Source organism: Serratia aquatilis (assembly GCF_044865145.1).
GTDB classification, from domain to species: domain Bacteria; phylum Pseudomonadota; class Gammaproteobacteria; order Enterobacterales; family Enterobacteriaceae; genus Chania; species Chania aquatilis.
On the sequence record NZ_CP173186.1, the window covers coordinates 1,466,770 to 1,480,355 of the forward strand.

The following is a 13,586-nucleotide window of genomic DNA, read 5'->3' on the forward strand; positions in this document are numbered from 1 at the left end:
TCTGGAATAGATGATTTTCCGATGTGAAATTATTTATTCTCTATAAATTAATGGCTGAAAACTAGCAGGAGAATAAGATGAAATACATAAAAAATATGCGCAAATCACCACGATATTTGGAGAAATTTAGCCGGAGTTTTAAAAAAACTCGTAAGTTCCCGAACTTGCTTAGCGCCGAAACTGAAAATATATATCTTCTGTATACACTGCTATCGACCATCAACACAATTTCGTCCAGAGATCCCGATATGTCAAAGCTGGTTGATGTGGTTGGAAAACTGAAAGCTTGTCGCAAGGGACAACCTTGCCTCTGCCTACTTTGCAAGACCTGTTCACGCACACAGCGCCTACGGATTATGCAGGATAACTTTTCATGGGCTAATAAACTGGCTGATAGCCTTAGCGTGCTGAATTTGAACTTCAACAGCGCTGCAATTAACCCAGAAGACTTCAATAAAGATCTTTTGAGCAGCAAGATACATAAGATCGACATGCAATTGAAGGAATGGAGAGAAATAGCCGGAGATAACCTACTGATAGGTGGTGTATGGGGACTGAGTCATTACCATTTCGATAATTTAGTTAATAAAAACGTTTGGGTGCCACAAGTTCGTCTTATATTGCCTAATGATGAAGAGCTCCATCAGGAATTATTGAGTTTTATGATTGAGTCTGGCGAAGGGAACCTTCACGGGATTATTGAAAACAATCCCGTGAATAAACTCAAGGTCAAGACAGTCAATGATGCCCTTATCGCAGCTTATAATCCTTTATGGTGCGAATGCTCATGCCGTGTGGTAACAAAAGCAGGACGACTTATGCTGAATAAAAGCAAAGAGTCTTCACTCAGCAATGCGTTAATTGATGGGCTTTTTGTCCAGACTCAAATAGATACAAGCGACATAGAGATTTTGCGTAAATCAGGCTCAATTGGACGTAAAAGTAGTTTCATATCTGATTGGGATACTGAATAAATACTAATCAATGCATGTCCCCCTATGCAGGGGGACATGCATCAGCACTAACCCTAGGGCAAGACAGACTCTGCGGTTTATTTCATGGTTATGTGCAACGTTCAGGTGTTAAGGCATATTGAGTTTCATCACGTCTAATAGCACCCTACAGCACATATCCCCCATCGTAGAACCTTATGACTGTGAATAACTGAATGAAAGTATCACTTAAGCGTATTGATGATGGCTGTAAGTCTATCCCAGTAGGTACGAGTGAAGAGGGGCACCAACTTAGGTTGCGTTGTGACTATCTATCGCTTGTTTCGGATACGCACTCGCTGTCAGAAAAGCAGTTCCTATCTGAAAGATTCAAGGCAATTCGAGCTGATAACAGCCTGTATCGAATCGCCCCGCATTTTTCCAATGGTCGGATTGGCAAAAAGAGTAGATATCGTGAAGCTGTTACTATCAAAGCAAAGTACCCAGGTGCCCCAGTGTTGCTTTGGATTGGCTATGGTGCAGTGAACAAAGGGGCGGGGGACATCCGCTTTGACTTCCGACCTCAGCATCTTTCCAATGTGGGGCTCAACAAATTGCTTCTTTGGCTGGCGGATGAACACCGTCTGGGGCCATTGTTGTTTACTCTGTTGGAACGAGCCTGGATCACCCGCGTTGATGCGGCGCTAGATGTTTACGAGTTCTACCTTAAAGATGCGTATGTGTCGTTGAAAGGCAGCTACAAAGCCGAAAACCGTGATTTTCCTGATGGTGGAAGAGAGATCTGTTTGGGTAGTCGAACGTCACAACTGTACATCGCTTGTTACCCCAAAATAGACGCTCTTGGTACGTTGCCATCTGAGCCAGATACCGAAGGTATGGTTACGATTAATACGGCACAATTACCGTGTTTCACGCGGTTTGAGGCTAGGTTGCATATGAAGCAAAAGCACCAGCTAAAATTGAAGAATATGCAAGGGATCGCCAACCTGTTTGATGGTCTGGAGTTCTATAACCGATCTTTAGATGCCGACTTGGTTGAGTACCCAGAATTTGCGGTATTGCTTCAACAATGGCCATTACCGCAAGCAAAGTCCGAGTTCAAAAAAATGGTGGGGAAAAATGAGTTACAGAAGTTTGAACGTCAGTGCTTACGCTACCATATCAGACCAACTTTTATTGATACACCAGCAGTATGGGAGCATTGGCGTTTATGCATCCATAACCTTGGTTTATTGGGGCAACCAGCCTATTGGTTGCTTCGGCACCGGCAACGCAGGGAGGCCAGAGGGTTGAGCATATTGGGCCTATAACCAAGCTTGCGGTTAAAGATAATAATTATGGGGGTAGATCTGCGAGTAGACGTATGTATTTTGCTCGCAGGTCTGTCAAATTGCAATATAGAGCGTCCACAAATCTGACTCTCGTACATTGGTAGGGGAAAACCGGAGACCAATTTTTATTTCCGTATGGCAGATTAAGCTATTATTACCATGATTTTAATTCAGGTTAACAACAGAGTTAAAACAGCATTTATCTGCTGTAACTGGCTCTTTCATCCATAGCGCAGAATCTAGGGTTATATATCAAAACCGCCATTTCAATCTAAAAGGTATATTGGGCTATATAACTGGTCTGTATATGCTATAACTCTGTATATAGATGGTATGTTGATAGTATATGTCTATATAGCTACTGCCATATTAATAGTGATATTGTGCAGCAGGTATCAGCGACCGGGAGCGTGAGTAGTTGGACATCATAACATAATTTTTGGCTTGCGTAATTAACTACTGTTAATTGCGTTATGGAGTTATGCAATTGGTTGTTTCTCACATTAACCGACAGGCAGGTATATATGGCTTATATTATTGATCGCGGTATATTGACGTCTTTAGATACTTACGATAAGTTTATTGAGGATGTACATAAAATACGCTTTATTGGGAAAGATAAGCGTCAGTCACCCACTTTCTATAAAGAAATACAACAGTTTTTACAACATTTGGTTTGTAATGTATTCTTGTATGCAGAAGATACTGGCCCGGATGATCCCTATACAACTTTTTCACCTATATCCAGTGTGCTGGGAAAGAAAAAGCTCAAGTTTGTTTTTGAACAGTCAAAATATTTGTGTTGTGACCGGGCATTAGAGCTTATTGCGGAAGCAGGTATCATCAAGATTAAATCACATGATTTTGGAAAGGGGCTTAGTCGCCTTTTTGCCTTGTCAAAGGCTCATCTTCGTAGATGGTTTGGCGATCAAAAGCACGCTGAGTATATGCAACGTACAGATCGCTTTATTTATCTCACGACTGCCCTCCGTAGGCGGAATATAGACAGTTTTACCGAGGAATCGCTGATCCGGAAAGCCTTATCTGAATGCCGCAAGCCTAAGCACGCGGTACGTCATATTATGTCGCGGGAAACGCAGGTTTATATGCGGGAAGTGTACCGTAACATGGGTGGATTGCGTATTAATCTGGATAAACTGCAAGCTTATCAGCCCTTGAATGAAAGGGAGGCACTCCAAAAGACCATGTTCTTGAATCATCTTGCAGAACGTGGTTGTCGTCTTGTCAGCAGTGTTCCTTTGGTGGTGGAGTACTGGCCTGAGTATAAGGTGGCTGACTTGGGTACACGCTCCTTTGAGAAGCATGGTGGCTTTCAGGCGTTAAAATCAGAGATTAAATGGCATATCTTTGAAGGCTACAACTATGACATCGAAAGCAGCCAATTAACCATTCTGCGTCATGAACTTGAGAAATATGGGCTTAAGTGTGTGCGCCTGAAGAAAATCACCAAAGAAAAAGTGATGCGGCGCTTCGACATTGACGAAGGATCTGCAAAAACGTTGATTTATAGCCTGATTTACTCGCTTGGTGAGGTCAGGAAGCATAAGGAAAGCGAAGTATTCAACATCTTGTGTAACGCTTACGGTTATGACGTGGCAGTCGAAAAGGCGGATAGCTGGCGTGAGTTCATTCGGCCAATCAGAAAGAAGCTAAAACAGCTTGTTGAGATCTATATTGGGCAAGGAGTTAACTGTCCGGGGCGAGGATTGGCAATCCGCAACGCAGTACGCCAAACATACCTGATTAATCCCAAGAAAATCACCCACAAAAACCGCTGCCGCATTCTCAGTCATATGTTCCAGGGCATTGAAAGCTTAGCGACGTATGAGACCATCTTGCTGAATCCCGGTGTATGTGGCTCAAGTGAGCATGATGGGCTGGTCAGCAGCGTTCCGTTGAAATGGGTACACCCCTACCTACGGTTAAAGTTGAAGCATCAGAGTATCCCTGAGGTAGGTTCGGACAAGCTTAAAGGGCGATCCAAGTCAATTACTCGCTTTTAACCACATATTAGGCTGAGGCTGTATCACTAACCTTTCTTTATTATTAGAGGCTATGAATTTTTCTCAAGGCTATTCTATTATTTTTTATCAACTATTGTTGGAATATCACCTTTAGGAATGTCAACACTGATATTCGTTCTTGCTTTGTCTTTATTTTTTTCATGATTAGCCTATTTCTGCTGGAAGGACGCAAGTGTGATAAATAGGCTATTACAAGAAAATATCTCTTAAAGAATCAAATGGAATCTCTATCTCTAGGTTTTTCTTCTTTTATGAGAAGATCCTCAGATTTGGGTAGTGCATCCAATATTTTCTTTAATTGGTGATATGTTATACTATCATACACCTCCATTGTATTTTCACTCAAGGCATGAATAAATGACTCTACAATATCCTTTTTTATATTTACTTTTCCTTTTAACTCTTCAACTCTATATTCATTTTCTAACTCCATAATTTTCGCTTTGGTATTTATTTTAGATATAAAAGCTTTTAATGATGGATAAAGTAAAGAAAAAGAAATTGAAAAAATCAACGGATATATAATAGAGTGTATTACCCCCGGATACACAGATTCAATTTCAGCAACTCGTTTAATGCCTTTGCTTTCAGAGGTTAGTAAAACGACTATGGGCATCCAGTTACAAATAATTGCTGCTATGGTATATGAGCTTAGCAGCGGGCTGGAAATTCTCTCATTTAAATTATTAGAAATTGAATTTAGAAATTCCTTTATCATAATAATGTCCTTGTTTAATTTTTTGTAAAAGCACTCTATATAATTTTAGGTAGAGAGTGATTATGTTGAAAAGTTAATATTTATTTTTAATTAAAACAAAGGAATTATGGGGCTGTTATCTGGCTTATCTGCTCGAATAATGCTAATAGGATCTCCTAGTATATCAAATCTATCAATTTTTAGCGGTGGGATGATTAGAAAACCATCTTGTCCTTTTTTTCTTGCTAATTCTCTTGTTTCCATCAAAATTCTTCCTAACACATTTATGCCGTAAAAACTATTATCCGACTCTTTTCTTGCTCCCCAGAAAATATCTTTATCTGAGTGTTCTACAATATTAGCTTCATTAGTTGCATTAAGGAGTTCAAAAAATGGCTTCCAGTTCTGACAAAGTTTCACTCTGACACACCATTTCATTATTGAAACGCGATTTTCTTCCCAGCCAGCACGTGTTAACGCATCATATTTCCTTGCGATTTTTTTTGCTTCAAATGGGTTTGAGTTCGTAATTATCAGTTTTTGAATGTCTGGGTGCTCTGGGTAGCGACAAGCTTGATATAATATCTCGCTTGATTGAATTGGGATGTTGTTAATAAGTAGAGGGTACCCTTTTGCCATATTGGATAGTCCTCCCCATTTCTCAGTCGTTTTTCTGAATGAAACGGTTTTTTCACTCTTATATATTCTATACATTGTGCTTTTATTCATATCCAGCTCTTTTCATTAAAGGATACCAGCAATCAAGAGCTTTGTTACCTGTATGTTCATAAGTACCCCACCAAAATACTAAAGGGGTATTGTTTGGGCAGTTACGATAAGAGAAAACACTTCCTCCAAATCCTAAGCCGTGATAAGTTTTAAAGCCTAATGGCTTGAGGCTAGGTTTACGTTCTAAAGAGTGTTCCAATATTAAAAATCCTTTCTCAGTAAGGATTTTTTCATATCTATCTCTATTTTCAGAATTTTTAAAAACATCTCCCTCGATGAAGCCGTTACGATACTCACCGACATATGTTGGGGTCGTTGCCCATTGTGGGATTTCAATTAAGTTTTCTCTTGGCCAGAAAACGTCAGACTGTTTTGAGTATGTCAATCGATTTTCTAGAAGAAAACCCCTTCCCATTACGCTCATTCTTGAGATGGAAATATTTATATTTCTACTTTCTAGCCTTTTCTTTAGCTCTGTTAGAAGATAATGTTTGCCTGATGAAAATTGAATAAAAAAAGCAATAATGATATCTGCATTTCGAATATCATTCCCTTCACAAAATGCTGTTATATCACTGAGTGCTTTCTTGGCTGAAAATGATAGATCATCTTGATAAATAAACTTGTTTCTTAAATTTTCTTTTTTTGTGAAGGAGTTAATGGTTAATAATTTGAATCTTCCGTGTTCATTGGCAGCCAACTGCATTTTTTCTAATATTTCATGCTGACTATTTCCCGAAGCCTGAATATCAAGAAAGGAGTATCCTAAGAAATACTCTTCATTAGCTGGTCTTTTAATAATTGCGGTAACAAAATCATCATATTTTTGTTCAGTGATATAAAATATTTTTAATAGCTCATCAGTCTGTGTTAAAACAAACTCTCTGTCATTTTGATTAAACTGACTAATCCATTTGTCCACATGAATTGCGTCGATCCCACTGTCTGGTTGATGACGATAGTCTGAGATAGTAGAAGCAATGCTTTTCTTAAGCCTCAAAATTGGATCTTGTTGTTGGCTCATAACCACTGTCCTTCTATTTTACTTTTATACACTGGCAGTGAAAACTAAGTTTCACCTTTTAATGTCTAATATTGCATCATTAGACAACACACTATCATGCAGTGTCCAGTGAAGGATTGTGTCAGACTGGTTTTAGCTAGCAAATGTCGGGTTAGCCAAATTTTCATCCATCTTACCAAGCCAAACTCGTAAGCAGTGTAGAGCTGGTGTAAAGTAATCCCGACAAGCACATTAGACTGTGTACCTTAGCCGTGGGGCGCGACCCTTTGGGGTGGCCATTTGAACGTCTATCTGCGTTACTCTCCGCTTATTTGGTCCACCAAGGGGACGGCTTGTGTCTTGTCATGCGTCAAAATGACTTTCAGCGGCGTTCATGTGCAATAGAAGGACACTGCCTAGAGCCACATTGAAAAGCAGTCATGATCTAAAGCTGGCTTTTGATGAGCTTTCCACAAACTCCCCCCACCAGTCCATCATCTCGCGCCGTTGCTCTAGGTAGATTGCTCGGTTGTAAGCACGCCTAACCTCATTGCCATCAATGTGAGCGAGGGCAGCTTCAATCACATCAGGCGGAAAGCCTTGTTCGTTTAACGCTGTTGATGCGATCGAACGGAATCCGTGTGCCACCAGGCGGCCTGCAAAACCAACTCGTTTAATCGCTGCGTTAACCGTCTGGCTATTCATTGGTTTAGTGTGCGGTGATTTCATGCTTGGGAATACATGTTCTCTATGCCCACTAATCGGTTTCATCACTTTAAGAATTGCTAATGCCTGTGGTGAGAGAGGAATAGCGTGTTCACGCTTCATTTTCATCCGTGAGGCAGGGATAGTCCAAAGCGCGTTTGCAACGTCTATCTCATCCCATGATGCTTCTGCTGCCTCCGCAGGGCGTGTCATGGTTAACAGTTGCCACTGTAGCAAGCAGTATGTCTGACGTTCGATATTGACACCTTGAAATGCAGACATTAATTCTGACAACTGTTCTGGGCGTAGTGCTGGGAGATTCTTTACAACTGGATTCTCAAATGCAGCAGTAATTTTTGCCGCTGGGTTGGCATCAACAAAACCGACGTTAACAGCGTAGTACATGATTTCGTTGATGCGTTGGGCTACTCGCTTAACTGACTCCAACTTACCTTGTGCCTTTAGCGGCTCAAGAGCGGTGATAAAGTGACGTGCTTTCAGTTCAGTGATTGCTATGTTGCCAACGGAAGGGAGGACGTGTAGTTCAAGAGAGCGCCAGATGTCTTTTAGGGTGTTTTCTTGCAGGTTTGATTTAGATTTTACTTTGAACCAATCAGTGGCGATTTTTTCGAAAGTATTGTTCTTTTCTTCTAAGCGACGCTGTTCTTCTGCTTGCTTGTATTCCTGAGGGTCGATCCCTTTAGCTATCAACTCTCTGGCGTTTTCTCTTTTTTGGCGGGCTTCTGCAAGGCTGACCGTGGGATAACTACCAAAACTTATCAATGCTCTTTTTTTCGTGATGGGGCGGTAGTAGTTAAATCGCCATATCTTGGAGCCGGAGGGTTTTATCAGAAGGTACAGGCCGTTGCCGTCTTGTAAGGTAAACTCTGTGTCAGTGGGCTTGGTCGTTTTGATTTTTGTATTAGTCAGTGGCGTAGTTGTACGCGCCATAGTTATACACCTTTTAGTTATATGCTGTGCGTATAACTAATTATATAACTAAAAGCTGTGCTTGTCAGCGATTACAAATGAGTCTAAATGACCATAAAAAAAGCCTTCAGCGTTGATTCTGAAGGCTTTTTTATACTTAGGTACTCGTTACTACTTAAGAATTTGGTGGAGCTGGGGGGATTTGAACCCCCGTCCGAAATTACTACACCGTCGGCACTACATGCTTAGTCCAATCTTTACATTCGCCGGTCAGCTGCGGATGGACACGCCACTAACAAACTATCCTGATTGGTTTTAACGCTTCAGCCCCAGGCAAGGCATCCACGCGATCTCTTTTAGGTTTGACCTCTCATTGATCCCCGTCCTAAGAGCGGAGGCTAGGGAGAGAGGGCTCTAAGCAGGTTATTAAGCTGCTAGTGCGTAGTTTTCGTCGTTTGCGACTATTTTTTTGCGGCTTTTTACGAGGCAAACCGCCCCTCGGCATGCTCCTAGGGCTTCGCAAATCCCGTCGAATCCAGAATCAGCCCCAAGTAACTCTGTGCAGTATACCAGAAGTATATCCTGTTAAGCCAGCAACTTAACGATTGGCGTGCTTCATGATACGGGCTTTCGCCGTCTGCCACTCGCGATCTTTGATATCATCGCGCTTATCGTGTTCTTTCTTACCTTTGGCTACACCAATCTTCACTTTGCTCCAGGCATTTTTCCAATACATGGAAAGAGCGACGACGGTGTAACCCTCGCGGTTAACGCGGCCGATCAGTGAGTCTAGCTCACGTTTCTTCAGCAGTAATTTGCGGGAACGTGTAGGATCGCATACAACATGAGTCGAAGCGACGTTCAACGGCGAAATAGTAGCGCCAAACAGGTAGGCCTCTCCGTCGCGGAACATTACATAACTGTCGCTGATGTTAGCTTTGCCAGCACGCAGTGATTTTACTTCCCAACCTTGCAGAGCCAAACCCGCCTCGATCTCTTCTTCAATGGAGTATTCGAAACGTGCTCGCTTGTTTTGCGCAATGGTAGCGGAACCGGGTTTGTATGCTTTTTTCTTTGTCATAGTGTATTCATTATACTGGATGCCGCAGCGAAAGAAATCCTTTCCCGTTCAGCACCTGCGCAATTTCTCGCATTTTTATCTGTCAAATGCCTAGCAGTTTTTTGTCTGATGGCAGATAAATGGTATTATCTGTACGTTTTATGCCTCTCAGGAAATGATATGCCCCAGATCCATCGGTCTGCATTGGTGCCATTTAGCGCCGAGCAGATGTATCAGTTGGTTAATGATGTTCATTCTTACCCCGAATTTCTGCCCGGTTGCACAGGCAGCAGGGTGCTTAACGCTACCCCAAATGAAATGACCGCTGCTGTTGAAGTGGCCAAAGCCGGTATCAGCAAAACTTTCACCACGCGCAATACGTTACTGGATAACCAAAGCATCAATATGCAATTAGTTGATGGTCCGTTCCGGACACTGATGGGGGGATGGAAGTTCACCGCATTAAGCCCTGAAGCGTGCAAGGTGGAATTGCATCTGGACTTTGAGTTCACCAATAAGCTTATCGAACTTGCCTTTGGTAAAATTTTTAAAGAGCTAGCCGGTAGTATGGTGCAAGCGTTCACTCAGCGCGCGAAAGAGGTCTACAGTGTCTGTAATACGCGTTGAAGTTGTCTACGCGTTACCGGAGCGCCAGTATGTTCGCCAGGTGCAACTTACAGAAGGTAGCAGTGTCGAGCAGGCTATACAGGCTTCTGGTTTGTTAGAGCTGCGTAAAGATATCGATTTAGCTAATAACAAGGTTGGTATTTACAGTAGGCCAGCCAAACTGGACGATGTGCTTAGTGAGGGTGATAGGGTGGAGATTTACCGGCCACTCATTGCCGATCCTAAAGAATTGCGCCGCCAACGAGCGGAAAAAGCAAAAAAATAAGGCGCTCAATGCGCCTTATTTCATCAGAAAACCTGCTCCCGAGTTGCAGCCTTTGACTGTCGTGAAGAGTCCTACACATCCTCACGGGCCGGAAGACCGTTCCTGCGGGCTTAGTTTGTCAACGACTGCTTGTTCTGTATATCCGTTAATACACCTGAACTGTCGAACGTCAGCGTCAGCGTTTGCTGTGTGACTTTTTCGTGGCCTGGCTGTTGGCGGAACACATAGAACCAAGTCTGAGTACCAAATGGATCCTGCATCATTGGTGTGCCCAATGTGTAAGCAACCTGCTGTTGAGTCATCCCTTTGTGGATTTTCGCCACATCGGTTGGGGTCAGGTAGTTACCCTGGTTGATATCAGGCCGATAAACTACCTTCTCAAAAGTAGAACAGCCTGCAGTCAGCATCACAAGAACCACAGCAGCAGCTGTCAGCATTTTACAGCGCATAGTAATCATATTCCTTTAGGGCATAGGGTGCCGATGATAATAGACCTTGCAGCAGTTGGGAACCTTTACAGGGCTTCAATATGACCTCAGGAATGCAAAAAAGTTGTTCTTTTTTATGCTGCAAGCAGCTCTTTTGCGTTTGCCAACGTATTTTTGGTGACTTCACTACCACCGAGAAGGCGCGCCAACTCTTGCAAGCGAGCTCGTTTGTCCAGTGGCGACATTTGGGTTTCGGTCTCTGTGCCATCAGTTTGTTTGCTGACAAAGAAATGTTGGTGACCACAACCGGCAACCTGTGGCAAGTGAGTAACACACATAACTTGGGTCGACTCACCCAACTGACGCAGTAGGCGGCCGACAATCGCTGCCGTTGGGCCACTTATACCCACATCAACTTCGTCAAAGATCAACGCTGGAGTTTCCATCTTGCGCGCGGTGATCACCTGGATAGCTAATGCGATACGGGAAAGCTCACCACCAGATGCGACTTTTGCCAATGGTTGCAGAGGTTGCCCTGGGTTGGTTGAAACGCAGAACTCCACGCGGCTGGCACCCTCAATGCTTAAATGTTCTGGCTCGAAGCGCACGTCGATATTGAACTTACCGTGCGGCATGGAGAGTGCGTTCATGCTTTCAGTAATCAGCGTTGTTAATTCGCTAGCATAATGTTGGCGTTTTTGATGCAACTGCTCAGCCAGATCCAACGCTTGTTGGTGATGCAGAGTGACCGCTTCACTCAGGTGCTGATGATCGTTCTCTTGCTGTGACAGCAATTGTTGTTCTTCCAGCAGTTCCTGATGCAGGTTAGGCAGCTCTTCCGGTGAAACATGATGCTTGCGTGCTAGGCTGATTTGGCGCGATATACGCTGTTCCAGTTCATGCAGACGGTTGGGATCGAGATCCATGCGGTCTGCGTAATGGCGCAGCTCATCACTGGCTTCACTGAGTTGGATCGATGCTTCTTCAAGCATATCCAGTAAGCCGCTCAGATTTTCATCCATACTCACCAGTTCAACCAGCAGGTGCTTGGTGCTATAGATTTGGCTGAGCATATTGTGTTGCTCGTCGTCTGCCAGGAGTTGAAGTGCCTGCTGGCTAATGGTCAACAACTGGCCGCTATTGGCAAGACGCTTATACTCGGTGTCGATCTGTTCAAATTCACCAGCCTGCGGGGCGAATTCATTCAACTCTTTTAACTGGTATTGCAGCAGCTGTTTACGTGCATCGCGTTCGATAGATTGCTGTTGATGATGCGCCAGTTCGCGGCAGCTCTGGTGCCACTGCTGATAAGCTTGACGCATGGATGCCAGCAGGGTGGGTTCGCTCGCGTAGGCATCCAACAACTGTTTTTGATGTTCTGGTTTCAGCAACAATTGGTGAGCGTGCTGGCCATGGATCTGGATCAGGCGTTGACCAAGCTCACGCAGTTGGGAAAGGGGGACGGCGGTGCCGTTGATAAAACCGCGAGAACGACCATCTATGCCAATCACCCGGCGCAGAAGGCACTCATTGCTGTCGTCCAACTGATTTTGCTCCAGCCATTCACGGGCAGAAGGGGTGTCTGCCAGAGAGAAACGGGCACAAATATCGGCTCTGGTTGCACCAAGCCGCACGACATTACCGTCTGCACGGCTGCCAAGGCATAAGCCCAATGCATCGATGGCAATCGACTTACCGGCGCCGGTTTCACCGGTAATCGCCGTCATACCCGGTTGAAAATCGATCTCCAACTCACGAACGATAGCAAAGTTGCTGATGGTTAGTTGCGCCAGCATAGTGACCTTCCTGTGTATAAATACATAACTGTAATTAAATACAGTATAAACTGGTTTTATATACAGTAAAGTGACTGATGCCATTTTTAGAATAATTTTTTTGACCACCCCAACTTGGTGCTTAATGTATTGAAATAGCTATAGTCCTTCGGATGAATCAAGTTCAGGTAGAAATCACTGCGCCGAATCAGTACTTCTTCCCCTTCCTGAATAGGCAGGGCTATCTGGCTATCGCAACTGATTTCCAGGTCGCCGCCAGTATGGGAAAACTTTAACCGAATGGTACTGTCGCCATTGATTACCAGTGGCCTGGCAGAAAGCGTATGTGGGAACATGGGGACCAGTGCAATAGCTTCCAGAGAGGGAGTCAATATCGGCCCGCCAGCGGAAAGCGAATAGGCTGTGGAGCCGGTGGGCGTGGCAATAATCAAGCCGTCCGAGCGTTGGGAAAAAGCGAAACGGTCGTCGATATAGACCTCAAATTCGATCATGTGTGCTACCTTGCCAGGGTGTAACACGACCTCATTGATTGCCGTACTGATACGGCATTGTTGGTGCTGCTTATGGACGATGGTTTCCAGCAGGAAGCGCTTCTCGTCGATATATTCACCTTCGAGCACGTCTGCCAACTGCTGAAGAGCATTATCGGGATCAAGGTCAGTCAGAAAGCCTAGATTGCCACGGTTAACCCCGATAACTTTGATATCATAGCGGGCAAGGACGCGCGCTGCGCCAAGCATATTGCCATCTCCACCGACCACCACGGCCAGATCGGCTCGTTGACCAATCTCCGCCAGACTGCCTGTTACCACATCCTTTAGGCCAAGATCGTGGGCAATCTGGCTTTCAAGGATCACTGAATAACCGCGAGCGACCAACCACTCAAACAACATCTCATGTGTTGCCAGCGCAGAAGGGTGGCGCGGGTGCCCAACAATGCCAATACATGCAAATTTTTTCTTCATTGCTGTGATTTTCCTCACCGGGGTCGGTTTATGCCCCCACATTGTGACCGGT

Annotated in this window: 13 protein-coding genes and 1 other RNA gene; 5 read left to right on the forward strand and 9 right to left on the reverse strand. The window is 44.0% G+C overall.

Annotated features, from left to right (window positions below):
• Window positions 1-77 precede the first annotated feature (77 nt).
• The 3 genes from SAQUA_RS06665 to SAQUA_RS06675 all read left to right on the forward strand — a co-directional run bounded on the left by SAQUA_RS06665 (window position 78) and on the right by SAQUA_RS06675 (window position 4,308).
• Window positions 78-974 (forward strand): hypothetical protein, encoded by an 897-nt coding sequence (locus SAQUA_RS06665; RefSeq protein WP_380671879.1) that lies wholly within the window; start codon window positions 78-80, stop codon window positions 972-974.
• Between the two features lie 194 nt (window positions 975-1,168).
• Window positions 1,169-2,263 (forward strand): hypothetical protein, encoded by a 1,095-nt coding sequence (locus SAQUA_RS06670; protein WP_380671881.1) that lies wholly within the window; start codon window positions 1,169-1,171, stop codon window positions 2,261-2,263.
• A 545-nt stretch (window positions 2,264-2,808) separates the two neighbouring features.
• On the forward strand, window positions 2,809-4,308 hold the full coding sequence (locus SAQUA_RS06675; RefSeq protein WP_380671883.1) for a hypothetical protein: 1,500 nt from the start codon (window positions 2,809-2,811) through the stop codon (window positions 4,306-4,308).
• Between the two features lie 235 nt (window positions 4,309-4,543).
• Here SAQUA_RS06675 and SAQUA_RS06680 read toward each other — a convergent pair whose 3' ends face one another.
• The 6 genes from SAQUA_RS06680 to smpB all read right to left on the reverse strand — a co-directional run bounded on the left by SAQUA_RS06680 (window position 4,544) and on the right by smpB (window position 9,474).
• Window positions 4,544-5,047, reverse strand: a complete 504-nt coding sequence (locus tag SAQUA_RS06680) for a hypothetical protein (RefSeq protein WP_380671885.1) — start codon at window positions 5,045-5,047, stop codon at window positions 4,544-4,546.
• A 90-nt stretch (window positions 5,048-5,137) separates the two neighbouring features.
• On the reverse strand, window positions 5,138-5,755 hold the full coding sequence (locus SAQUA_RS06685; protein ID WP_380671887.1) for an NADAR family protein: 618 nt from the start codon (window positions 5,753-5,755) through the stop codon (window positions 5,138-5,140).
• Window positions 5,748-6,779 (reverse strand): hypothetical protein, encoded by a 1,032-nt coding sequence (locus SAQUA_RS06690; protein ID WP_380671889.1) that lies wholly within the window; start codon window positions 6,777-6,779, stop codon window positions 5,748-5,750. The genes SAQUA_RS06685 and SAQUA_RS06690 overlap by 8 nt, the downstream gene beginning before the upstream one ends.
• Before the next feature lie 417 nt (window positions 6,780-7,196).
• Complete coding sequence (locus SAQUA_RS06695) at window positions 7,197-8,414, reverse strand: integrase domain-containing protein (protein ID WP_380671891.1); 1,218 nt, start codon at window positions 8,412-8,414, stop codon at window positions 7,197-7,199.
• Between the two features lie 163 nt (window positions 8,415-8,577).
• Window positions 8,578-8,942, reverse strand: a transfer-messenger RNA (tmRNA) gene (ssrA, locus tag SAQUA_RS06700).
• A gap of 49 nt (window positions 8,943-8,991) precedes the next feature.
• Window positions 8,992-9,474: an SsrA-binding protein SmpB gene (smpB, locus tag SAQUA_RS06705; protein ID WP_380671893.1), complete on the reverse strand. Its 483-nt coding sequence runs from the start codon at window positions 9,472-9,474 to the stop codon at window positions 8,992-8,994.
• A 159-nt stretch (window positions 9,475-9,633) separates the two neighbouring features.
• On the opposite strand from smpB, the gene SAQUA_RS06710 reads away from it, so the two are divergent.
• Both SAQUA_RS06710 and SAQUA_RS06715 read left to right on the forward strand, forming a co-directional pair.
• Window positions 9,634-10,080 carry a type II toxin-antitoxin system RatA family toxin gene (locus SAQUA_RS06710; RefSeq protein WP_380671895.1) on the forward strand — a complete coding sequence of 149 codons (447 nt, stop codon included), beginning with the start codon at window positions 9,634-9,636 and terminating at the stop codon, window positions 10,078-10,080.
• The gene (locus SAQUA_RS06715; protein WP_380671897.1) at window positions 10,061-10,345 is read left to right on the forward strand and encodes an RnfH family protein; all 285 of its coding nucleotides are present in this window, start codon (window positions 10,061-10,063) and stop codon (window positions 10,343-10,345) included. Before SAQUA_RS06710 ends, SAQUA_RS06715 begins: the two co-directional genes overlap by 20 nt.
• A 110-nt stretch (window positions 10,346-10,455) precedes the next feature.
• Here SAQUA_RS06715 and bamE read toward each other — a convergent pair whose 3' ends face one another.
• From bamE to nadK, 3 genes are all read right to left on the reverse strand, one after another.
• Window positions 10,456-10,794: an outer membrane protein assembly factor BamE gene (gene bamE, locus SAQUA_RS06720; protein ID WP_380671899.1), complete on the reverse strand. Its 339-nt coding sequence runs from the start codon at window positions 10,792-10,794 to the stop codon at window positions 10,456-10,458.
• 113 nt (window positions 10,795-10,907) lie between these two features.
• On the reverse strand, window positions 10,908-12,569 hold the full coding sequence (recN, locus tag SAQUA_RS06725; protein ID WP_380671901.1) for a DNA repair protein RecN: 1,662 nt from the start codon (window positions 12,567-12,569) through the stop codon (window positions 10,908-10,910).
• A gap of 86 nt (window positions 12,570-12,655) precedes the next feature.
• On the reverse strand, window positions 12,656-13,534 hold the full coding sequence (nadK, locus tag SAQUA_RS06730; protein ID WP_380671903.1) for an NAD(+) kinase: 879 nt from the start codon (window positions 13,532-13,534) through the stop codon (window positions 12,656-12,658).
• Window positions 13,535-13,586: the final 52 nt, after the last annotated feature.